The sequence below is a fragment of the Kitasatospora sp. NPDC058046 genome, from assembly GCF_042885595.1.
GTDB lineage: Bacteria > Actinomycetota > Actinomycetes > Streptomycetales > Streptomycetaceae > Kitasatospora.
Genome location: NZ_JBHVRS010000020.1, coordinates 54,206 through 76,124, shown reverse-complemented (window position 1 = coordinate 76,124; position 21,919 = coordinate 54,206). Strand labels below are relative to the sequence as shown.

Annotated in this window: 21 protein-coding genes; 6 read left to right on the top strand and 15 right to left on the bottom strand. The window is 74.4% G+C overall.

The genetic code is table 11. The annotated features are described in order from the left end of the window. Positions 1-128: 128 nt before the first annotated feature. From ACFVU7_RS32505 to ACFVU7_RS32495, 3 genes are all read right to left on the bottom strand, one after another. Positions 129-1,652 carry a dihydrolipoyl dehydrogenase family protein gene (locus ACFVU7_RS32505; protein ID WP_388048631.1) on the bottom strand — a complete coding sequence of 508 codons (1,524 nt, stop codon included), beginning with the start codon at positions 1,650-1,652 and terminating at the stop codon, positions 129-131. Then, positions 1,649-1,987, bottom strand: a complete 339-nt coding sequence (locus ACFVU7_RS32500; protein WP_388048630.1) for a hypothetical protein — start codon at positions 1,985-1,987, stop codon at positions 1,649-1,651. Before ACFVU7_RS32500 ends, ACFVU7_RS32505 begins: the two co-directional genes overlap by 4 nt. A 156-nt stretch (positions 1,988-2,143) precedes the next feature. Further along, positions 2,144-2,878 carry an alpha/beta hydrolase gene (locus tag ACFVU7_RS32495; RefSeq protein WP_117487248.1) on the bottom strand — a complete coding sequence of 245 codons (735 nt, stop codon included), beginning with the start codon at positions 2,876-2,878 and terminating at the stop codon, positions 2,144-2,146. A 174-nt stretch (positions 2,879-3,052) separates the two neighbouring features. Between ACFVU7_RS32495 and ACFVU7_RS32490 the strand changes: the two genes are divergently transcribed. Then, a complete protein-coding gene (locus ACFVU7_RS32490; protein ID WP_388048628.1) occupies positions 3,053-4,015 on the top strand; it encodes a helix-turn-helix transcriptional regulator in 963 nt (320 codons plus the stop codon). A 106-nt stretch (positions 4,016-4,121) separates the two neighbouring features. On the opposite strand, the gene ACFVU7_RS32485 is transcribed toward ACFVU7_RS32490, so the two are convergent. Next, the gene (locus ACFVU7_RS32485) at positions 4,122-4,511 is read right to left on the bottom strand and encodes a co-chaperone YbbN (RefSeq protein WP_049655132.1); all 390 of its coding nucleotides are present in this window, start codon (positions 4,509-4,511) and stop codon (positions 4,122-4,124) included. A gap of 188 nt (positions 4,512-4,699) precedes the next feature. Between ACFVU7_RS32485 and ACFVU7_RS32480 the strand changes: the two genes are divergently transcribed. The 3 genes from ACFVU7_RS32480 (at position 4,700) to ACFVU7_RS32470 (ending at position 6,694) form a co-directional block, all read left to right on the top strand. Then, complete coding sequence (locus tag ACFVU7_RS32480; RefSeq protein ID WP_053112229.1) at positions 4,700-5,278, top strand: hypothetical protein; 579 nt, start codon at positions 4,700-4,702, stop codon at positions 5,276-5,278. A gap of 85 nt (positions 5,279-5,363) precedes the next feature. Further along, positions 5,364-5,936 carry a sigma-70 family RNA polymerase sigma factor gene (locus ACFVU7_RS32475; RefSeq protein ID WP_082345936.1) on the top strand — a complete coding sequence of 191 codons (573 nt, stop codon included), beginning with the start codon at positions 5,364-5,366 and terminating at the stop codon, positions 5,934-5,936. After that, positions 5,933-6,694: a zf-HC2 domain-containing protein gene (locus ACFVU7_RS32470; RefSeq protein WP_388048626.1), complete on the top strand. Its 762-nt coding sequence runs from the start codon at positions 5,933-5,935 to the stop codon at positions 6,692-6,694. Before ACFVU7_RS32475 ends, ACFVU7_RS32470 begins: the two co-directional genes overlap by 4 nt. A 117-nt stretch (positions 6,695-6,811) precedes the next feature. Here ACFVU7_RS32470 and ACFVU7_RS32465 read toward each other — a convergent pair whose 3' ends face one another. The 4 genes from ACFVU7_RS32465 to ACFVU7_RS32450 all read right to left on the bottom strand — a co-directional run bounded on the left by ACFVU7_RS32465 (position 6,812) and on the right by ACFVU7_RS32450 (position 10,616). Beyond that, the gene (locus ACFVU7_RS32465; protein ID WP_388048624.1) at positions 6,812-7,417 is read right to left on the bottom strand and encodes a hypothetical protein; all 606 of its coding nucleotides are present in this window, start codon (positions 7,415-7,417) and stop codon (positions 6,812-6,814) included. Continuing rightward, a complete protein-coding gene (locus ACFVU7_RS32460) occupies positions 7,414-8,061 on the bottom strand; it encodes a hypothetical protein (protein WP_388048622.1) in 648 nt (215 codons plus the stop codon). The genes ACFVU7_RS32465 and ACFVU7_RS32460 overlap by 4 nt, the downstream gene beginning before the upstream one ends. Positions 8,062-9,201: 1,140 nt before the next feature. Further along, a complete protein-coding gene (locus ACFVU7_RS32455; RefSeq protein WP_388048620.1) occupies positions 9,202-9,714 on the bottom strand; it encodes a DUF1990 family protein in 513 nt (170 codons plus the stop codon). Next, on the bottom strand, positions 9,711-10,616 hold the full coding sequence (locus tag ACFVU7_RS32450) for a YndJ family protein (RefSeq protein WP_388048618.1): 906 nt from the start codon (positions 10,614-10,616) through the stop codon (positions 9,711-9,713). Before ACFVU7_RS32450 ends, ACFVU7_RS32455 begins: the two co-directional genes overlap by 4 nt. 177 nt (positions 10,617-10,793) lie before the next feature. Here ACFVU7_RS32450 and ACFVU7_RS32445 point away from each other — a divergent pair, with 177 nt between their 5' ends. Further along, positions 10,794-11,063, top strand: a complete 270-nt coding sequence (locus ACFVU7_RS32445) for a DUF1876 domain-containing protein (RefSeq protein WP_049655118.1) — start codon at positions 10,794-10,796, stop codon at positions 11,061-11,063. Between the two features lie 115 nt (positions 11,064-11,178). Here ACFVU7_RS32445 and ACFVU7_RS32440 read toward each other — a convergent pair whose 3' ends face one another. The 7 genes from ACFVU7_RS32440 to ACFVU7_RS32410 form a co-directional block, all read right to left on the bottom strand. After that, a complete protein-coding gene (locus tag ACFVU7_RS32440; protein WP_063780248.1) occupies positions 11,179-11,655 on the bottom strand; it encodes a PPOX class F420-dependent oxidoreductase in 477 nt (158 codons plus the stop codon). Positions 11,656-11,686: 31 nt separating this feature from the next. Then, complete coding sequence (locus ACFVU7_RS32435; protein WP_388048616.1) at positions 11,687-13,297, bottom strand: cytochrome bc complex cytochrome b subunit; 1,611 nt, start codon at positions 13,295-13,297, stop codon at positions 11,687-11,689. 123 nt (positions 13,298-13,420) lie between these two features. Beyond that, positions 13,421-14,464, bottom strand: coding sequence for a glycosyltransferase (locus ACFVU7_RS32430; protein WP_388048614.1), 1,044 nt, complete (start codon positions 14,462-14,464; stop codon positions 13,421-13,423). A gap of 120 nt (positions 14,465-14,584) precedes the next feature. Next, the gene (locus ACFVU7_RS32425) at positions 14,585-14,932 is read right to left on the bottom strand and encodes a nuclear transport factor 2 family protein (RefSeq protein WP_049658964.1); all 348 of its coding nucleotides are present in this window, start codon (positions 14,930-14,932) and stop codon (positions 14,585-14,587) included. Positions 14,933-14,944: 12 nt separating this feature from the next. Continuing rightward, entirely contained in the window at positions 14,945-18,430 is a 3,486-nt protein-coding gene (car, locus tag ACFVU7_RS32420; RefSeq protein WP_388048612.1) for a carboxylic acid reductase, read from the bottom strand. Beyond that, positions 18,427-19,623, bottom strand: a complete 1,197-nt coding sequence (locus ACFVU7_RS32415; protein WP_049658615.1) for a cytochrome P450 — start codon at positions 19,621-19,623, stop codon at positions 18,427-18,429. The genes car and ACFVU7_RS32415 overlap by 4 nt, the downstream gene beginning before the upstream one ends. Before the next feature lie 29 nt (positions 19,624-19,652). Continuing rightward, complete coding sequence (locus tag ACFVU7_RS32410; RefSeq protein WP_074002290.1) at positions 19,653-20,405, bottom strand: oxidoreductase; 753 nt, start codon at positions 20,403-20,405, stop codon at positions 19,653-19,655. Positions 20,406-20,787: 382 nt separating this feature from the next. Here ACFVU7_RS32410 and ACFVU7_RS32405 point away from each other — a divergent pair, with 382 nt between their 5' ends. Beyond that, positions 20,788-21,876, top strand: coding sequence for an NADH:flavin oxidoreductase (locus tag ACFVU7_RS32405; RefSeq protein WP_387819247.1), 1,089 nt, complete (start codon positions 20,788-20,790; stop codon positions 21,874-21,876). The last annotated feature ends 43 nt before the right edge of the window (positions 21,877-21,919 follow it).

Below are 21,919 nucleotides of genomic sequence, written 5' to 3'. Positions count from 1 at the left end.
GTCTCACACCACCTGGTCACGAGCAACGGCCCCCCGGGACGGCCCCCGAGTGCCAGTGTCCCGCCGTCCACCGGTGGTCACATCTCGCCGCGCCGACCGCCCGGGGGCCGTCCGTGCCGGGGGTGCCGCTACCCCCGGCAGTCCTCCAGCAGCCGCAGCCAGACCTCGCTGATCGTCGGGTACGAGGGCACCGCGTGCCAGAGCCGGTCGATCGGCACCTCGCCGACCACCGCGACGGTCGCCGAGTGCAGCAGTTCGGCGACCCCGGGGCCGACCAGGCAGGCGCCGACGATCACCTGCCGGTCCAGGTCGAAGACCACCCGGGCCCGGCCGCGGTAGCCGTCGGCGTACAGCGAGGCCCCGGCGACGGAGCCGATCTCGTGGTCGACGGTCCGCACCCGCAGTCCGGCGGCCTCGGCGGCGGCCCGGGTCAGGCCGACAGCGGCGACCTCGGGCTGGGTGAACACCACCTGGGGCGCGCCCGCGAGGTCGGCGGACGCGGAGTGCGCGCCCCAGCGCGAGGTGTCCAGCGGGCGCCCCTCGGCGCGGGCGGCGATCGCCGCGCCGGTGATCCGGGCCTGGTACTTGCCCTGGTGGGTGAGCAGCGCCCGGTGGTTGACGTCCCCGACGGCGTAGAGCCACGCGCCGTCCACGCCCTCCGCGCCGTCCACGCCGAGCACCGTGCAGCTGTCGTCCACCTCCAGCCAGCCGCCCGGCTTCAGGCCGACCTGCTCCAGCCCGATGTCGGCGGTGCGCGGGGCCCGGCCGGTCGCGTACAGCACCTCGTCGACGGTCAGCGTCCCGGTCCCGCCCTGGCCGTCCCCGTGCTGGCCGTCCCCGCCCTTTCCGTCCCCGTTCCGGCCGTCCCGGGCGGCGAGGGTGAGGGTCACCGGCCCGGAGCCGTCCGCCCGCTCCAGCGCGGTGACCTCGGTGCCGAAGCGGAGGTCCACCCCGGCCGCCCGCAGGCCCTCCGCGACCAGCTCGCCCGCGAAGGGCTCCATCCGCGGCAGCAGCCCGTCACCGCGGACCAGCAGCACCACCTCGGAGCCGAGCGCCCGCCAGGCGGCGGCCATCTCCACCCCGACCACCCCGCCGCCGACCACCGCCAGCCGCCCGGGGACGGTCTGCGAGCCGGTCGCCTCCCGGTTGGTCCACGGGTGGGCCTCGGCGAGCCCCGGCACGTGCGCGGGCAGCACCGGGCGGCTGCCGGTGCACACCGCGACAGCGTGCCGGGCGGTGAGCACCCGCTCGCTGCCGTCCTCGGCCTCCACCGTCACCGTCCGCACCCCGGCCAGCCGGCCGTGGCCGCGCACCAGCTCGATGCCGGTGCCCCGCAGCCACTCCACCTGGCCGTCGTCCTTCCAGTCGGAGGTGAAGGAGTTCCGCCGGGCCAGCACCGCGGCCGGGTCCAGCCGCCGGTCGCCGACCGCCTCCCGGGAGCCGGCCACCGCGCGGGCGTCGGCCAGCGCGGCCACCGGCCGCAGCAGCGCCTTGCTCGGCATGCAGGCCCAGTACGAGCACTCGCCGCCGACCAGCTCGGCCTCCACGATCACGGTGCGCAGCCCGGCGGCGACCGTCCGGTCGGCCACGTTCTCGCCGGTCGGACCGGCCCCCAGGACGATGACGTCGTACTCCTCGGCGGTGCTGGTCATGCCCTGTCCTCCGTCGTCTCGATGGCCGCCCCGGCCCGCCGGGCGGGGGCGGCGGGCGTGCGCCCACGGGTGTCGAGCGGCCGGTCGCGCCCGACCCCGGGCCCGCCGCTGCCGCCTGCGGTTCCGTACCCGAGCGTGACCCGGACCGCCCACCGCGGCCACTTCTCGCGCCGGTCGCGCGAGCGCGGGACGCGTGGGGCGAGAAGGGAGCGCGGGGTGAGCGGGGCGCGGGAGCCGAGCGGGGCACGCCGCGGGCCGACCGGCCCCGGACCGCCGTCCGGCCGGAACTCCGGCACGGCGTCCGGAGGTTCGGTCCGGCTGGGCTGCTCGCGCACGGGTGCTCGCTCCTCGCTCGGGTACGGCGTGGGCCCCATCCTGCCGGTCCGGGCGCGGTTGCGCGACGGACGGACACGCCGAGGGCGCCGTGGGACGCACCACCGGGCACGGACGGGACAGGGCGAGGAGATGGACCGGCGGCCGGACGGGCGGGTTCAGAGCGCGGCGAGCTCCGCCAGCAACGCCGCCGTGTCGGCCGGGCGGGAGAGCATCGGCCAGTGCCCGGTGGGCAGTTCGCGCAGCTCCCAGTTCGGCCCGGACATCCCGGCGAAGTACGGGTGCCCGGCGGCGATCAGCTCGCGCACCTGGGAGAGCGGGAAGGAGCAGGAGACCAGCGCCTGGGGCAGCGCGGCCCCGGCGCCGGTCAGCCGCAGCCGGTCCCGGAACGCCCCGGCTGGGTGCGGGGTGGAGCGGGAGCGGATGGACGCGAGGGCGGCCTCGTCCAGCCCCGCCGTGCTCGTGCCCTGCTCGCCCAGGTACTCCCAGGACGGCAGCGGGAGGCGGCCGTCGACCACCGAGGCCTCGGCCGTCTTCTGGTAGTCGGGCTGCCAGAGGTCGTACACCGACGAGCCGTCGATCAGCGGGCCGCTGTCCAGGTAGACCACCCGGCGGATCCGCTCCGGCATCCGGTCCGCGAGCCCGCCCACCGGGGCACAGGCGCCGCTGTGGGCGACCACGACGACATCCGACAGGTCCTCCCGGACCAGCAGCCCGGCGAGGTCGGCGATGTGGTCCTCCAGGCCGAACTCGCCCTCCTCGCCCGCGCGTTCGCCCACTCCGGGCAGGCTGACGGCGTACACCCGGTGCCCGGCCGCGCGCAGCGGCGCGGCCACCTCGTCCCAGGCCCAGGCGCCGATCCAGAATCCGGGGACCAGTACGAACGTGCTCATGGCGGATCGCTCCTTCGTCGGTGGAAAGTCGGGGGAGGCCGCGACGAGCCGTGGACGTCTCGACGGGCGGCCCGCGAGGGGCTCCATCGAGGCGGGGCCTCCTCCACCGCCGACTCTAGGATCGGATCCGGACAGAAGTCGCCCGGATTTCCGCCGAGGAAAGGAGTGCGCGCGATGGAACACCCGGTCAGCCGCGTCCTCGCCCTGCTGGAACTGCTCCAGGACCGCCCCGGCCTGACCGGCGCCGACCTGGCCGCCCGGCTCGACGTGGACGAGCGCACCGTCCGCCGCTACGTCTCCCGGCTGACCGAACTCGGCATCCCCGTCGAGGCCGACCGCGGCCGCTACGGGGGCTACCGCCTGCGGCCCGGCTACCGGCTGCCGCCGCTGATGCTCACCCCGGACGAGGCCGCCTCCGTCGTGCTCGGCCTGCTGGCCGGCCGCAGCTCCGGCCTGTCGGTGGGGGAGGAGGCCACCGGGACGGCCCTCGCCAAGATCCAGCGGGTACTGCCGCAGCCGCTGCGCGAGCGCGTGGCGGCCGTCGAACAGACCCTCGGACTGACCGCCACACCCGCCACCGGCCCCGGCCCGGCCGCCGCCGCGCTGTTCACCCTGGCCGAGGCGGCCCGCCGCCGTCGCCGGGTGCGGCTCGCCTACCGGGACCGGGAGGACCGGCCCAGCGAACGCGACTTCGACCCGTACGGGCTGGTCTTCCACTCCGGGCGCTGGTACACCACCGGGCTCGACCACCGCAGCGGCGAGCCGCGCACCTTCCGGCTGGACCGGATCACCCGGGTCGAACAGGGCGAGGCCGGCTTCGAGCCGCCGGAGGACTACGACCCGGTCCAGCGGGTGGTGGAGTCACTGGCCGGCGCGCCCTGGCGGCACCGGGTGGAGGTCGAGCTGCGGACCACCCTCGCCGAGGCCCGCCGCCGGCTGCCGCCCGCCGTCGGCACGCTCACCGAACTCGCCGAGGACCGGGTGCTGCTACGGGCCCGGGCGCAGAACCTGGACGGCGTCGCGGTGCTGCTGGCCGGCCTCGGGTGGCCGTTCACCGTCCGGGAGCCCGCCGCGCTGCGCGCCGAGGTGCGGGCGCTCGCGGACCGGCTCGCCGCCTGGGGCGCCGAGCCGTCGTGACGGCGGGTGCGGCGGTGGACGGCCCCGGGGAGCGGGGAGCGGGCATGCCGAGGGCCCGGGGAGCTTCGACTCCCCGGGCCTTGGGGCCTGTCTTCGGACGTCCGGATCAGGCCTGGCCGCCGGCCGCCCGCTCCTCGGCGACCTTGCGCTTCACCTCGGTCATGTCCAGCTCGCGGGCCTGGCCGATCAGGTCCTCGAACACCGCCTCCGGCAGCGCACCGGGCTGCGAGAAGACCAGCACGCCCTCACGGATGATCGCCAGCGTCGGGATCGACTGGATGTCGAACGCGGCCGCCAGCTCCTGCTGCGCCTCGGTGTCCACCTTGGCGAAGACCAGGTCCGAGTGGCGCTCGGCGGCCTTCTCGTACACCGGGGCGAACTGGCGGCACGGCCCGCACCACCCGGCCCAGAAGTCGATGAAGACGAAGTCCTTGCCCTCCGGGCCCGGGACGATCTCGTCGAAGTTCTCCTTGGTCAGCTCGACCGTGTTGCTCATCTCGTGATTCCTTCCCTTCCGGACGTGGCGGTTCAGGCCATGTGCCCGCCACAACCGTCCCGGTCGGCGGGGTATTCCGGCGGCGTTCCGGCGGTTGTCGGAGCCAGGGACTGAGCAGCCGGCGCCCGCCGCCCGTACGGAAGGGTGTCCGGTCCGTTCCGACCCCTTCCCCCCGAGGGAGGCACCCCATGCGCAGCACACTCCGCACCCGGCGGACGCTCGCGCTGACCGCGTCCGGCATCGCGGCGGCCGCCCTGATCGCCGGCTGCGGATCGTCCGGCGGCTCCTCCGGTCCGTCGAGCAGCCCGAGCAGTCCGGGCACCCCGGCGGCCGTCACCCTGCAGACCGCCCAGGACCCGAAGCTGGGCACGATCGTCACCGACAGCGCGGGCTTCACGCTCTACCGCTTCGACCAGGACCGGAACAGCCCGCCGGAGTCCTACTGCAACGGCAGCTGCGCCGTCATCTGGCCGCCCGAGCACGCCGACGGCAACGGCAACGTCACGGTGAAGGGCATCGACAGCAAGCTGGTCGGCACCGTCACCCGCGACGACGGCACCAAGCAGGTCACTCTGAACGGCTGGCCGGCCTACCGCTACTCGCCGGACACCAAGCCCGGCGACACCAAGGGCCAGGGCGTGGCCGGCACCTGGTTCGCGCTGACCCCGACCGGCGGCAGGGCGGGCGCCGCGAACTCCGGCCCGATGAACCCGACGCCCGGCACCCCGGCACCGGGTAACCCGACGCCCAGCACCCCGGGCTACTGACCGGCTCCGATGACCGGTCCCGATGACCGGCTCCGATGACCGGTCCCGATGACCGGCTCCGACCGCCCTCGCCCAGGAGGCCCGGGTGCGCAACGATGAAGTGGTGACCGAGGAGCACCCCGTCGGCCGCACCGGCGGCCACGACACGGGGGCGCCGGACGAGGACCTGATGCGCGCCCTGTACCGGGAGCATGCCGGTCCGCTGTTCGGGTTCGTGCTCCACCTGGTCGCCGGGGACCGGCAGCGGGCCGAGGACGTCGTGCAGGAGACCCTGCTCCGCGCCTGGCGCAACATCCACCGGCTCGACCCGGAGGCCGGCTCGCTGCGGCCCTGGCTGGTCACCGTCGCGCGGCGGATCGTGATCGACGGCCACCGCGGCGCCATGGCCCGGCCGCGCGAGGTGGACGCCTCGGCACTGGAGCAGCTGCCCGCCGAGGACGAGATCGACCGGGCGCTGCGGATGATGACCGTCGCGGACGCGCTCGGCGACCTCTCGCCCGTGCACCGGGAGATCATCGTCGAGACCTACCTGAAGGGCCGTACGGCCAACGAGGCGGCCGCCGAACTCGGCATCCCGGCCGGGACGGTGCGCTCGCGGGTGTTCTACGCGCTGCGCTCGCTCAGGCTCGCGTTGGAGGAACGGGGAGTGACATCGTGACCAGGCACCCCGACCGCGACCCCGTCCCCGACCCCGACCGGGCGCCCGGCGGCCCGGTGCACGCCGACGCCGGCGCGTACGTCCTCGGCCTGCTGGAACCCGCCGAGCGCGCCGCCTTCGAGCAACACCTCGCCGACTGCCCGCAGTGCGCCGGACAGGTGGACCAACTCGGGCCCGTGGAACCGCTGCTGGCCGAATACGCGGCCACCGCGCGGGCGGCCGGAACGGACCCGGCCGGTCCCGCCCCGCAGCCGGACCCCCGACTGCTGGACCGGCTGGTCGCCGAGGTCGGCGCCACCCGGCGGCGGGGCCGGGTGCGGCGGCTGGTGCTGGCCCTGGCCGCCACCGCGATGGTGGCGGCCGGCCCCGCCGTCACCGCCGCGGTGCTCACCGCCGACAACACCCCGGCCGTGGTCGCGGTGGCCGAGCAGTTCAGCGCCACCGACCCGGGCACCGGCGCGCACGCGACCGTCGGCCTGGACGGCACCACCTGGGGTACCCAGGTCAGCCTGCAACTCTCCGGCATCCAGGGCCCGTTGACCTGCCGACTGGTCGCCGTCTCGTACACCGGCGAGCAGCAGACGGTCACCACCTGGTCCGTCCCGGCCGGCGGCTACGGGAACGGCGACGGGAGCGGCGACGGCACCGTGCGCACCACCGGCGGCGCGGCCTTCCGACTGGCGGACATCGACCACTTCGAGGTCCGCGTCCAGGACGGCGGCGCGCTACTGGTCGCGATCCCCGTACACCACCCCTGACCCCCAGTGGATCGTGTACGACTCCAACCGCTCCACCCGGGCCTCGCCCCGGACACCCGGCCAGTACGGGCTCGGCTCGCCGCCGCCGGTCATGTGCTCCCGACCCCAGATCCGGCTTCAGCCGGTCCGCAGCGCCGGCTCGAAGCTGTGCCACCGCCCGCAACCGCAGGGCGTCAGCACCCGCGCGCAGCAGCGGCACAGCTCGGCCCGGCCGTGGCCGTCGCCGCGGTCGTCGCCGGGGCCGGTCGGGAGCGGCACCGGCGGGCCCTGCTCCCCACAGGCCGGGCACCCGGGCAGCACGACACCGTCCAGCAGAGCGTTCTGCCGCCGGACATAGTCGGGCAGCCGCAACGGCGGGTGCAGGAACGGGTCGTGCTCCCAGGCCGCGTTCGGCGACCCCCACCAGCGCACGTGCCACCAGGCCGTCTCCGGAGGCAGCCGCCGCCCGGCCCGCTTCTGCGCCCGGCGCCGCTCCGCGTACTCCTCGGCCCTGGCCCGCCACAGCTCGCGCGCCTCGTGCAGCTCGTCCACCGCGCGGACCAGGGCGTCCGGGTCGGCCTCCAGGAAGCGCGGAATCCGGGCGCTGACGGTGAGGTGGTGGTACGTCGCCCGCAGGCCGTACGGGGCGAAGCGGGTCAGGCAGGTGCGCAGCGCGCTGTGCCGCCGGTACGGCGGGAGCGAGGCGTCGTGCACCCGGGCCCGGTGGGTGTGGAAGCTGGTCATGACGGCGGCTTCAGGTCCGGGTCCAGGTCCAGGGCTCGGGCGAGCGCGGCGGTGACGGCGGCGGCGTGCCCGGGCAGCTGCCGCTCGGCCCAGCCCGCCGCGAGCGCGAGGAAGTCGCGCAGGTCCCGCTCGACTCCGGCGAGCAGCCGGCGCAGTTCGTCCACCGGCAACTCGACCACCGGGCCCTCGTCGCCCTCGGCATCCTGGGTCAGCCGGACCACCCGGCCGACGCACTCGGCCCGGGCGTCGGGGTCGTGGCCGAACCAGGCGGTGCCGGACCCGTCCGTGACGTTCAGCCACTCGCGCCAGCCCTCCAGCCCGTTGCAGCAGCCCGGCCTGAAGACGGCGCCGGTGGCGGAGTCGGCCACCACGAGCCCGCCGGGGGCGTACGGGTGCGGCTCGGTCAACAGCGCCTGCAGGAACGCGCCCAACGGGTCCGCCGGCCGGGGACCGCGCCCCTCGGCCTGCCCGGGGTCGGGCTCGACGTCGTTGCAGCCCGCCAGCCGCCACACCACCGTGCCCACCTCGTCCGACGTCAACCGCCCGTCCAGCGCGAGATCCCCGTACGGCCCGAGCTCGGCCGTCGGCCAGAGCGTGAAGCCGTCGGAGGCGAAGATCTCCAGGACCGGTCGCATCGACATCATCCGCCGATCATCCCGAACACACCCCCGCCCCGACCAGCCGTTTTATGCCCCACCCCCACCCAGCCGACCCCCGCCCCGCCCGGCTGGCCCCGAGACCCAGCCGGCCTCCGTCACCACCTGCTCGGCCTCGGCCGCCCGCCTCGCGGCTGCCGTCCAGCCGGCCCGCCCTCCGACCGGCCTCCGCCGTGATGTGGGTGAGTGTGGGCTGGCGGTGTCGGGCGGAGCGCCGCCCCCAATCGACCTCCGCTGCCCGGCGGCCGTCGTTGAGCCGGCCTTCACTATGGCTCGGGTGGTCCTGCCATCAAGCCGATGCCCGCCGCCGTCGCTCGGCCGGCCTGTGACGCGATGCGGGCCAGTGAGGGCCCGCGGTTTCGGGTAGAGCGCCATCCAACCAGCCTTTGCCGTCGGGTGGTTGTGTTCGACCTGATCGCCATCCGACCGGCGTCCGCGAGGCGCTCGGGTGGCCTTGCCGACCAGTTGGAGTTCCCTGCCATCGCCTGGGCGGTCTGCGCCGTGAGGTGGGTGAGTGTGGGCTGGCGGTGTCGGGCGGAGCGCTGCCCCAACCGGCCTCGGCTGCCCGGCGGCAGTCGTCCAGCCGGCCTTCACCATGGCTCGGGTGGCCCTGCCATCCAGCCGATGCCCGCCTCCACCGCCCGACCGGCCTTTGCTGTTGGGCGGTTGTGCTCGAACGGCTTGCCATCCGACCGGCCTCCGGGAGGCGTTCGGGTGGCTCTGCTGCCCAGCCGGATCCCTCCGCCGTCGCCCCGGTGGTCGGTGCCGCACTGCGGGCCAGTACGAGCCCACACCGTCGGGCGGCTATGGGTTGGGCGCGCGGGGGCTGTGGGTTGGTGAATGGGTGGGCCAGGTGGACCGGTTGATTGATGGTGGTGGCGGTGAGATGCCCCTCCAGGCGGTCTGCGCCGCGCTGCGGGCCAGTTGCGGGCCTTCGGTTTCGGGCAGAGCTTCTCCCGACTGGCCTCTGCCGTCGGGTGGTTGCCGCTGGACCGGGTCGCCGTCCGGCTGGCCTTCGCGGGGTGCTCGGGTGGCCACTCCGCCATCGCCTGGGCGGTCTGCGCCGCGATGTGGGTGAGTGTGGGCCCGAAGTGTTAGGCGGGCTGGTTGATGGTGCTGGGGCGCTGGTCAGGTGGCCTGGGTGGCGATGCGGGTGAGGACGCGTCCGCAGTGGTGGGCGAAGGCGCGTTGGGCGAGGGGGAGGAGTGGGCCGGCGAGGCGGGCGTACCAGGCGACGGGGCGGCTGAAGGCGGTGACGGAGAAGCGGACTTCGCCGTCGGGGGCGAGTGCGACCAGGAAGGTCTCCTCGCCCTGGGCCAGGTGGCCGGTCCTGGTGCCGTAGGTGAAGCCGTACCGGTCCGGGCCGTCGACCGTGGCCAGGACCCGGTTGGGGGCGCCGGCCCGCAGGGGGCCGAGGCCGATGGCGCAGTGCACGGCGACGCCGGGGGCGGCGCGGTCGGCCGTCGCGTCGATGCGGACACCCGCGAGCCGGTGCATCCGCCAGTCGAGCAGGGCGGCGCCGGCGGCTTCCAGGGCGGGGCGGCCGTGGCCGATGAGGGCGCTGTGCCGCAGGTGGTTGTAGCCGGCGGGGAGGTGGCCGGTGCGGCTGGCGCCCTGCTCGGGGTAGCTGTAGTCGTTCATCGGGGGGTCTCCGTCGTGTCGGTCCGGGTGGCGTCGGTCCGGTCCGCGGTGATCCGGCGCCAGGCGAGCAGTGCGCAGAGGGCGAAGCCGAGCGCGTTGCCGACGCCGTGGGTGGCGGCCATCCAGGTCAGGGTGGGGTGGGGGAGTCCGGCGGCCCGGCCGAGTGCCCACCACAGGGCGAGCAGCATGGTGAGCGCGAGGACGGCCGAGGAGGCGGCGAGCAGGCGGGCGGTGGTCCGGTCGCCGCTGCGGGGGCGCAGGTCGCGCCAGGTGACCAGGCCGACCAGCCACATTCCGGTGGTCAGGACGGCGGCTCCGGCGAACTGCCACCAGTTGCCGAGGAAGTAGCCGGCCAGCACCAGCAGGGTGCCCGCCGGGACGCTGAGGGCCGCGCAGCGGGCCGGGGTGGAGCCCGGGCGGGCGGCGCGGCAGACCAGTCCGGCGACCAGGGCGGCGGTGAATCCGGCGTAGTGGAAGTGGGGGACGGTGAGCGCCAGGATGTGCGGTTCGAAGCCGAACAGCGGGTAGCCGGAGCGTTCGGCGACCAGGGCGACCCCGGCGACCGAGGGTGCGGCGAGCGCGGTGAGCACCGCGACCTCGGCGGGTGCGAGCGAGCGGGTGCGGGCCAGCCGCAGGGGGGCGTGCAGGGCGACGGCCAGGGTGCCGAGCGCGTAGAGCAGGGCGCAGCTGGTGGCGAGGCCGCCGCCGCGGGGCAGCCAGAGCGAGAGCGCGCCGGGGACGGCGGCGAGCGGCCAGAGCCGGCGGATCCGGGCGAGGCCGGGCTCGTCGACCAGGGCGAGGCCGAGCGGGACGACGGCTCCCATGCCGAGCAGGACCAGCAGGTCGACCAGTTCCGTGGTGCTCGGGCCCATCGCGGACACGGCCGTCGCGAGCGAAGCCATCGTGGACACACCCCCTTGAACGCGTTCAAATAGCTTGCGCCGCCGACTCTACGCGGCTGAGTTGAACGTGTTCAACTCAGCGCCGATGTCGCCCCCGGTGCCGCCCGGACCGGCTGGCCTGGTGTTCACGGTGGGTGCGGCGCACTCTGGAGGGGTAACCGATGGAGGTGATCCGCCATGCAGACTCTGGTCGGTTGGCACATCGAGATGGAGTTCCGCGAAGAGGGGGCACGGACCAGCGCCGCCGCACTGCTGCGGCTGCGCGACGGGAGCGAACTGCGCGCCCACGGCTACAGCAGCCGCCACCCCTCCGACCCGGAACAGCTGAGGGTCGGCGAGGAGATCGCGGGGGCCCGTGCGCTCAACGAGCTCGCCTCGCAGCTGCTCACCAAGGCCCACGCCGAGATCCAGGAGGTCAGTCCGGTCCCGACCCACCCGCTGTCGTGACCTCCGGCCCGCTGCCAGCAGTCGCGTCGAGGTGCCGGAAAGCGCCGAGTGCCGGGGCAGACCTTCTCAAGGCCCCGGCACTCGACGGAGGTTGACGACCGGACGCGACGGCCCGTCAGTTGACGCAGTAGGTGGCCGGCGGTAGCCACTCCGGCCCGACCAGCCGCCGTTCCAGTTCGTTCAGCGTGATCCGGATGCCGACCGTCCCGGCCAGCCCCACCCGGAACCGGCTGCGGGCGAGCGCGATCAGCGCCGTCAGGCCGTACTTGTTGATCAGCGAGGTGCGGTAGCGGGCGGTGTCGTCGGCGTCGCAGAGCCGGGCCCGGGCCGGGATCCGGCGGCCGGTGGGGCGCCCGTGGGCGTCGCAGGGGCCGATCAGTACCCGGGGGTGGCGGCGGATCCGTTCGGCCTCGCCGGAGTGGGCCGGGGTCCAGACCCCGAGGGCCGTGCCGTCCTGCACCACCCAGAGCTGTGACTCCAGCCGGCTGCCGTCCTCGCCGAAGGTGGTGAGCAGGAGGTACCTGCTGTCGGCGATCCGGTCGGTCGGGTCGACCTGGTCGGTCCGGTCGCTTCGGTCGGTTCGGTCGTGCACCTGTCCTCCCTGTGCCATCGGGGGGTGCGGGTCAGTGCCCGTGGCCCTCGGTGATCTCGTGGAACTCCTCGGCGGTGGGCTTGGGGATCCGGCCGCCCTCGCCGTGGAACCCGCGGGAGAGCCGGGTCCGGGTGCGGGTGAGCACCCCCGCCGGGCGGGCCACTCCATTCTCGTCCACCGGGGCGGGCAGTTCGAGGGGGCGGGGCTGTTCGTGCGCCGTGAGCCGGTGCAGTTCCCGCGGCGTGAGCCGGGCGTGCACTTCGGTGAACTCGCCGTGCGGCAGGCGCTTGATGACACCCGTCTCGCGGCCGTGCAGCACCTTCTCCCTGTCGCGGCGCTGGAGGCCGAGGCACCAGCGCTTGGTGAGGACGAAGACGGCGACCGGGACGGCGAAGAAGCCGACGCGGGCGGCGTACGTGATGGAGTTGAGCGACAGGTGCAGGTGGGTGGCGATCAGGTCGTTGCCGCCGGCGGCCAGGGCCACCAGGTAGAGGCTGATCCAGGCGGCGCCGAGCGCGGTGCGGACGGGCGCGTTGCGCGGCCGGTCGAGCAGGTGGTGCTCCCGCTTGTCGTCGGTCACCCAGTTCTCGATGAACGGGTAGACGGCGATGGCGCCCAGGACCAGTGGGAACAGGGCGAACGGGATGAGCACCCCGAGGTTGAGGGTGTGTCCCCACAGTCCGATCTCCCAGCCGGGCATGATCCGGATCAGGCCCTCGGCGAAGCCCATGTACCAGTCGGGCTGGGCGTCGGTGGAGACCTGGTCGGGACGGTACGGGCCGTACGCCCAGATCGGGTTGACGGTCGCGATCGCGGCGACCAGCGCGACGATGCCGAAGACGAGGAAGAAGAACCCGCCGGCCTTGGCCATATAGACCGGCATCAGCGGCATGCCGACGACGTTCTTCTCGGTCCTGCCGGGGCCCGCCCACTGGGTGTGCTTGTGGTAGAAGACCAGGATCAGGTGGGCCACCAGCAGGCCGAGCATGATGCCCGGGATCAGCAGCACGTGGATGGTGAAGAACCGCGGCACGATGTCGTGGCCGGGGAACTCCCCGCCGAACAGGAACATCTGGATGTACGTGCCGACCAGCGGCACGGCGAGGATCGAGCCCTCGATGAACCGGATGCCGGTGCCGGAGAGCAGGTCGTCGGGCAGGGAGTAGCCGAAGAAGCCGTCCAGCATGCCGAGGAAGAGCAGCAGGAAGCCGAAGACCCAGTTGATCTCGCGGGGCTTGCGGAAGGCGCCGGTGAAGAACACCCGCATCATGTGGACGAACATGGCGGCGACGAAGACGATCGCCGCCCAGTGGTGGATCTGCCGGATCAGCAGGCCGCCGCGGACCTCGAAGCTGATGTCCACGGTGGAGGCGTAGGCCTCCGACATCGGGACGCCCTTGAGCGGCACGTACGAGCCGGCGTAGACCACCTCGCCCATGCTGGGCTTGAAGAACAGCGTCAGCCAGACGCCGGTCAGGATGATGATGACGAAGGTGTAGAGGCAGATCTCGCCCAGCATGAAGGACCAGTGGTCCGGGAAGATCTTCCGCAGGTTCGCCCTGGCCAGGGAGTAGATCCCCAGCCGGCCGTCCGCCCAGTCGGCGGCCCGCTGCCCCCGCCCAGGGCTCTGATTCCGGGTCATGTGCACGCACCTCGGTCCGAAGGAAGCGGGGAGGAGTCCCCGATTCGCACTGGTGCCCACGATAACCGGGGGGTAATCCCCATTTCTATCCGGGGTGGTCGGTGCGCCGAAGGGCGGCGGGTCCTAGGCGGTCGGTGGTTCCACCCGGGCGTACGCCTCCGGCGGGATCGGGAAGCGCCTCAGCAACTCCTCCATCCAGGCGGTCGGATGGGTGGCCGGAGCCGCGCCGCCGGGCAGGGCGCGCACCTTGCGGATGCCGTCGAGCAGTGCCTCCACCGCGGCCTCGGTGGTGTACCGCTCGGAGACCCAGCGGCGGCCCGCCCGCCGCACCTCGTCCTGGCCGGGCAGGTCGAGCAGTTCCAGGGCCCGGTCCGCCAGCCGGTCCGTTTCGAGCTCCGGGATCCGCCACGCGGACGGCGAGTCGAACAGTTCCGCTCCGCCGCCGCCGGCGTAACCGGTCACCAGGCAGCCGCTGGCCATCGCCTCGGCCGGCGGCAGGCCGAAGCCCTCGCCCTCGGGCGCTCCCAGCGCGATGAACACCGAGGTGTCCGACAGCACGCGGGCGACCTCCTCGTGCGGAACCGCGTGGATGTCGTACAGCTCGACGCCCCTGGACCGCGGGTCGGCGTGGAGCAGACGGTGGAGCAGCGTGCTCTCGACCGGGCGCTTGCGGGACATCCACGCGATGCGCCGGACCCGCCCGGTCGACGCCGGCCGGAACAGCCCGGTGTCGACGGTGTTCGGCACCAGGTGCGGTTCGAACCCGGGCAGGGCGCGGCGGAGCATGTCGGCGCCCGCCTTCGAGACCGTCCACAGGGCCGGCCGGGCCGACCAGCCCGGGTACGGGCCGGGGGCGGGGCAGGTCAGGAAGTGGACGTAGTGCCCCTGCGAGTAGACGACCTTGCGGCCGCCGGGCGCCGGGTCGCGGCCCGGGAGCACGCTGACCTCGGGCAGCACGAGCACGTCCTCGGGCCCGAGGTCCAGGGTCATCCCGGACAGCGTCGGCACGTCGTCGTCGAACCACGTGTAGCGGAAGCCCGGTGTGGGCGTCCAGCGGTACGCCTCGACGCCGGCGGCCCGCAGCAGCGCGACCTGTTGGTTCAGGACGCGGATGCCGCCCAGCGGGAACTGGAACTCGAACGACGCGTAGACGACTCGGCCGGTCACCGAACCTCCCTGACGAACCAGCGACTTGAGCGGAACAGGGCCCCACGGACCCACGGACCCACGGACCCACGTACCCACGTACCCACGGCCCCCCGGATCCAGGGAACCAGGGATCCGGGACTACTGCAGGTGCTCCTCGATCTCGGCGATCAGCCCGTCCTCGAAGCGGAAGTAGGTGGTGGCGTGGACCCGGCTGCGGGTGCCGTCCGGCGCCTCCAGCACCAGGACGTGCTGCTGGAGCACCTCGTCGGGCTTGTGGAAGCGGCGCACGACCTCGTACCGCAGGGAGTCGACGGTGGCGAAGAACGCGGCGATCCGCTCCAGCCGGGCGTCGATCGGCCGGGTGCCGTCGCCGTCGTTCTGCCACACCGTGGCGCCGGGGGTGCACAGGGCCCGGAAGCCGGCGAGGTCGCGTGCCTCCAGCAGCCGCAGTCCGGCGTCCACCGTCGCGTCGAGGTCCTGGTCCATGGGCTTCTCCGTTCAGTGCGGGCGGGGAGGGGAGGGGTGCCGGTCGAGCAGGCCGAGGCCGCGCAGGTCGGTGACGTACTTGGCGACGAGGGCGGGGGACAGCCGCGGCACGTCCCGGTCGGGCCCGATCCCGGCCGCCCGGACGGCCTCCCGGAACCGCGGGGCCGGGGCGGGCCGGTCCTCGCCCGGCTGCTCGAAGGCGTGCAGCAGGGGCAGCACCGAGTGGGTGCGCTGCCGTTCCGGCAGGGCCCGGACCGCGGTCGTGAAGCGGGCGAACCAGTCGTCGTAGTCGTCGATGCGCCGGATCGGGTGGCCGTCCTCGACCAGCCAGTCCACGAGGGTGTCCAGCGAGGCGCCGTCGTCGTGCGGGTTCCAGGCGTTGTAGGTGCGGTAGCCGTCCGGGCCCGGGGTGCCCAACGCGGTGACCGCCTCGGCGAGGAAGTCGACCGGGAGGCCGTCGTACCGCGCGGGCGCGCCGCCGCGGTGGAACGACCGCGGTGCGATCCCGGTGGCCACCAGGCTGAGGACCAGCCGGGTGAACACGTCGGGCACGTTCAGCTGTCCCGGGTAGCTGCTGTGCGCGAGGATCATGCCCGACCGGAACGTGGTGACCGGCAGGCCGTACCGTTCGTGGGCCTCCCGCAGCAGCACCTCGCCCGCCCACTTGCCCGCGGCGTACCCGTCGGCGTAGCCGCGGCCGAGGCGGCGGTGCGGGATCGCCTCCCGGACGTCGGCGTCCTCGTCGAGCGCGGACGGCCCGGCTCCGCCGCGCACGGCCACGGTGGACAGGTAGGTGACGGGCTTGAGCCGTTCGGTGAGCGCCAGCCGGACCAGTTCGGCGGTGCCCGCGACGTTGGGGCCGAACAGCTCGGCGTAGGGCAGCAGGTGGTTGACCAGCGCGGCCGGGTGGACGACCAGGTCCACCGACTCGGCCAGCCCGTTCCACACCGCCCGGTCCAGGCCCAGGCGCGGTTCGGCGAGGTCCCCGGCGAGGACCGTCAGCGTGCCGGCGGCCAGTTCCCGGTACCGCCGGGACGCCTCGCCCCCGGTGCCGAAGGCCCGGTCGAGCCGCTCGGCCGCGTCGGCGGGCGTGCGGCCGCGGACGAGGCAGACCAGCCGGCCGCCGGACGGGGCCAGCCGGCGGAGCCACTCCAGGCAGAGGAAGCGGCCGAGGAACCCGTTGGCGCCGGTCAGCAGGACGGTCCGGGGGGACTCCGCGGGGCCGGGCAGGCCCGGCGCGGCGGCCAGGGTCGGGGCGTCGATGAACCGGTCCGGGGTGAGGTCGCGGGCCCGGACCTCGGTCGCGCCGCCGCCGTGCACGGAGGCGGCCGTGGGCCTGCTCCCCGGGGCGGTGCGCCGGGCCTCGACGTACGCCGCCACCCCGGCCAGGTCGGTGGCCGGGCCGAGGACGACGCCGACCGGCACCTCGACGTCCAGGACCTCCTTCAGGAGGGTGGTGAAGGACAGCGCGGAGAGCGAGTCGCCGCCGAGCTCGGTGAACCGCGCGCCGGTGTCCGCGCCGGCGTCGGCCCGGCCCAGGACGGCGCGCACGGCCCGGTTCACGGTCTCCTGGACCGGCCGGTCGGCACCGGTCCGGCGCAGTTCCCGCAACTGCCGGCCCTGTTCGTCGGCGAGTTCGGCGTAGCGGCGCTCCAGGGCCGCGCCGTAGCGTTCATGGAGCCGGGGGCGCAGCAGCTTGTGGCTGTCGGAGAGCAGGCCGTTGGCCGGGCTGAAGGGCTCCGTCTCGACCAGGAAGTCCCGGGGCACCTCGTACGGGTTGAGCCCGTTCTCCCGGGCGGTGCTCCGCAGTTCCCGGTCGATCAGCAGCTTGAGCGCCGCCGGGTCGCCGTCGGCGCGGGCGATCGCCTCCGGGGTGGGCACCACCACGGCGAGCAGGTGGGAGCGTTCGCTGTTGCCGTACACGAAGACCTGCCGGACCAGCGGGCTGCCGAGGAAGACGCCCTCCAGCCGGGAGACGGTGACGAACTCGCCCTGGGACAGCTTGAGCACGTCCTTGGTGCGGCCGACGTAGACCAGCCGGTCCGGTCCGACCTCGGCCATGATGTCGCCGGTGCGGTAGTAGCCGTCCTCGTCGAAGACGGCGGCGGTGAGCTCGGGCCGGCGGTAGTACCCGGGGATGGCGGCGCTCGTCCTGAGCAGCAGCTCGCCGCGCGGGTGCGGCCGGTCGGTGCGGAAGCAGCCCAGCTCCGGGACGTCGACCAGCTTGTAGTCGAGGACGGGCGGGCGCTGCACCACGGTGTCCAGCAGCACCCCGCCGGCCTCGGTCGAGCCGTACCCGGTGTACAGGTGCAGTCCCAGGCAGGACTCGACGAACTCCGCGACCTCGGCGGACAGCGGCGCCGTCCCGCAGAAGGCCTTCGCCACCCGCCCGCCCAGGACGGTCTCCCGCAGGTGGGCCTTGACGGCCGCGTCGACGTCGCCGGGCTCGCCGGCCCGCCGGTCGAGTTCGCCGCGGTACCGCTGGAAGAGCATGTCGCAGATCCGGGGGACCATGGTCAGCTCGGTGGGCCGGACCAGCGCGATGTCCTCGAACAGGGAGGACAGGTCGCTCCTGGCGGTGAAGCAGCCCAGGCCGCCCCGGGCGAGCGTGCCCAGCACCGACATCCGGCCCGCCTGGTGGCTCTGCGGCATGTAGTGGACGACGACGGACGGCACGTCGGCGGGCCCGTAGACGAATCCCCACCACGCGTTGCGGGCGAGGCGCTGCGGGTACATCGCCCCCTTCGGCGCGCCGGTGCTGCCGGAGGTGTAGAGGAGCAGGGCCAGCGGGTCCTCGCCCGGGGCGGGGACGTGCAGCGGGGGGTCGGGCAGCAGGGCGCCGCGCCCGACCGCGGCGGTGAGCGTGTCGAGCACGGCGGTGCCGCCGGCCTCGGCCAGCCGCCGGGCGGCGGCCTCGACGGCGGCGCGCTCGGCGGGGACCCCGGGGTGGTGGTCGAACACCAGGAGGCGGCGGACCGACGGCTGCCCGAGCACCGCGGCGACGGCGGTGTCCAGCCGTTCGACGCTGGTGGCGAGGAGCCGCGGCCCGGTCTCCGCGACGATCGGCGCCAGCTGGGAGAGCGGCGCGCTGGCGTGCAGCGGCACGGAGACCAGGCCCAGGTGGACGCCGGCCAGGTCGACGGTGGCGTGGTCGGTGCTGCTGAAGCCGAGGACGCAGATCCGGTCGCCCGGGGCCAGCCGGTACCCGGGCTCGTGCGCCCAGGCCCCGGCGAGCGCCCGGACGCGCGCCCACAGCTCCCCGTAGCTGACGGTGTCGTACCTCGGGAGCAGCCGCCCCGTCGCGTGGTCGCGGGCGCGTTCGCCGAGGGCGGGCCGGTCCCGGTAGGCCGCCATGACGGTCGCCATGATCTCGGCCGGGCTGGTGGCCGGATCGGCGAGCGCCGCCCGTACGGCCTCCGACTGCCCCGTCGCGCCCGGCCCTTCCGACTGCCCCGTCGCGCCCGGACGGTGGCCGGCCCCGGCCGTGGCGGAGCTCACCAGGCGACCGGCAGGGCGTCGGCCCCGCGGATGAGGCGTTCGGTGCGCCAGCTGATCCGCTCGGGCGGGACGGCGAGGTGCAGCCCCGGCAGACGGCGGACCAGGGAGCCGAGCACGGTGCGCAGTTCCATCCGGGCGAGCTGCGCGCCGAGGCAGTGGTGCACGCCGTGCCCGAAGGTGACGTGCGGGGACGCGCTGCGGTGGAAGTCGATGCGGTCGGGCTGCTCGAAGACCTCCGGGTCCCGGTTGGCCAGCCCGAGTTCGGCGACCACCGCGTCACCGGCGCGGATCTTCTGCCCGCTGAGCTCCAGGTCCTCGACGGCGATCCGGGTGAACCCGGCGGTGGCGCTGATCGGGACGACCCGGGAGAGCTCCTCCACCGCGCCGGGGATCAGACCGGGATCGGCGACCAGCTCCCGCCACAGCTCGGGGCGGGTCAGCAGGGTGTAGACGAAGTTGCCGATCTGGTTGGCGGTGGCCTCCTGGCCGGCGGAGAGCAGGCTGACCCCGAGGCCGACCAGCTCCTCCTCGGTGAGCGCGTTCTCCTCGCCCTCGACGGAGGCCAGTTCGCCGAGCAGGTCGGCGGTGGGGTGGACCCGGCGTTCGGCGACCAGGCCCGCCAGGTAGTCGTTCAGGTGCCCGCGGTCGCGGGCGGACAGCTCGGGGTCGGAGAGCGTCAGCAGGCCGTCGACCCAGGAGTTGAACCGGTCGCGGTCGGCGAGCGGTACCCCGAGCAGTTCGCAGATCATGGTGACCGGCAGCGGCCAGGTCAGGGCCTTGGTCAGGTCGGCCGGCGAGCCCGACGCGATCATCGCGTCCAGCAGCTCGTCCACGATCTCCTGGGCGCGCGGCCGCAGCGCCTCGACCCGGCGGAGGGTGAACGGGTTGGCCACCCGGCGCCGGAGCCGGGTGTGCTCGGGCGGGTCCATGCTCAGCATCGAGGTGCGGGGGAGGCCGGCCGAGACCGTGCGGGGCACGTGGTCGCCGACCGCCTCGGCGCGGCTGAACCGGGGGTCGGCCAGCACGGCGCGGACGTCGGCGTAGCGGCTGACCAGCCAGGCGTCCCCGCCGAACGGCAGACGGACCCTCAGCACGGGCTGCTCGCCGCAGACCGCGGCCAGCTCCGGGTCGATGTCGAGCCGGTGCGTCGGGCCGAACGGATAGGCGCGGGGCCCGTCGTCCGTCGCGGTCATGTTGTCAGTCCTTCCGGTCCCGGGGGCGGTCACAGTGCCGCGATCCGCCCGCCGTCGATGACGAGGTTGCTGCCGGTGATCCAGGAGGCGCGCGGGGACACCAGGAACCCGACGGCCTCGGCGATGTCCTCGGTGCGCCCGATCCGGCCGAGCGGGATCCCCTCGGCCCAGTCCGCCGTGTCCGTCCCGAGCCCGAGGTAGTCGGCGATCCCGTCCCGGGCCTCGTCCGCGCCCGGCGTCATGACGTTCCCGGGGGAAAGCGCGACGACCCGGATGCCGTCCGGCGCCAGTTCGGTCGCCAGCCCTTTGTGGTAGACCTCCAGGGCGGCTTTCGCGGCGGCGTAGTGCAGGATCACCGGATAGGACGAGACGGTGGCGATCGAGGACATGTGGACGATGACGCCGCCGCCTCCCGAACGCATCGCGGGGACGAGTGCGGAATTGAGCCGGACGGCGGAGAGGAAATTGATGTCGACGGTGTACTGCCAGTCCTTCTCGATGTCCAGCGCGCTCTGGAAGGTCCGACAGCCGCCGGCGTTGTTGACCACGATGTCCACGCCGCCGAGGATTTCCAGCGCGGTGTCGGCGAATTCCCGGACACCGGCCGCGGTGCTGAGGTCGGACGGTACGAAGGCGGATTCGGCCGGGGTGTCCCCGGTCGGTTTGCGCGCGGTGGTGACGACGGTGGCGCCGCTCTCCAGCAGCTTCCGTGCGATGCCGGCGCCGATGCCGCGGCTTCCGCCGGTCACCACCGCCCGCTTTCCGGCCAATTCCCGTTCCATTCCGGTTCCGCCGCCTCTCCCTGGTCGGAAAACCTGTCCGCGACGCCTTTCGGCAGAAGAGACGCTTTTCGGCGTACGGGCGGGTACGGCCCGGTGCCGGTGCGGAAGGGCGGCGCGGAACCACCGCGGACCACTATCCGCGACCCGCTTCGGCAAGGTCAAGAAGATTGTGTCGATGCAGTGCATCGCCTGGCGCGGTGCAGAAAGGCGGTCGGCCGCCGGGCGGGCCGATGCCGCTGGACGCCGGGAACGATAGCCCCGATAATCGTCGAATTGCCGACGCACGGACCTCCGGTATGAGACGGACGGAAACACCGCCGCGGCGCGGCGGGATATCGCCCGGGGCGTCCGGCCCGGAATTCAGACGAACTCGGGAGGAACAATGGCGGGCTTGGGAGAGCCGTTCACCGTGGGCGACCTGACGGTCCCGAACCGGATCGTGATGGCGCCGATGACCAGGATGAAGTCCCCCGGAGGGGTGCCGGGCCCGGACGTCGCGGAGTACTACGCCCGCCGTGCGGCCCACCGGGTGGGGCTGATCGTCACGGAGGGCACCTACATCGGCCGCCCCGCCGCCGCGGCCTACGACGGGGTCCCCCACTTCCACGGCGAGGAGGCGCTGGCGGGCTGGTCCCGGGTGGTGTCCCTGGTCCACGCGGCCGGCGGCCGGATCGTCCCGCAGCTGTGGCACACCGGGGTGCAGCGCCCGGGCACCGAACCGCCCGCCGAGGGGCCCTCCGGGATCGGCCTGGACGGCGGCCCGGCCGGGCGGGCCATGAGCCAGCAGGACATCGACGACGCGGTGGCCGCCTTCGCGCGCGGCGCCGCGGACGCCGAGCGGCTCGGGTTCGACGGGGTCGAACTGCACGGCGCGCACGGCTACCTGATCGACGACTTCCTGTGGCACGGCACCAACCGCCGCACCGACCGCTACGGCGGCGACCCGGCCTCCCGGGCCCGCTTCGCGGCCGAGGTGGTGCAGGCCGTCCGGGCGGCGGTGAGCCCCGGGTTCCCGGTCCTCTTCCGGCTCTCCCAGTGGAAGGTCGGCCGCTACGACGCCCGGATCGCGGAGAGCCCGGAGGAGCTGGAGCAGCTGCTGACCCCGCTGGCCGAGGCGGGGGTCGACGCCTTCCACGCCTCCACCCGCCGCTACTGGCTGCCCGAGTTCGAGGGCAGCGACCTCAACCTGGCGGGCTGGGCGCGCAAGCTCACCGGCAGGGCCGCCGTGACGGTCGGTTCGGTCGGCCTGGACCGCCAGTACGGCGAGGGCGTGTTCACCGACGGCTTCACCCGGCCGGCCGGGCTCACCGGCATCGAGGAGCTGGTCGAGCGGCTGGAACGCGACGAGTTCGACCTGGTCGCGGTCGGCCGGCCGCTGCTGGCCAACCCCGACTGGGCGGAGCGGGCGCTCGGCGGCGGGCTGGCCGGGGCGGTCCCGTACGACCCGTCGGTGCTCGCGACCCTGGTCTGACCACCGGACCGGCTGACAGAAGGAGGGCCGCCACCCAGTCGTC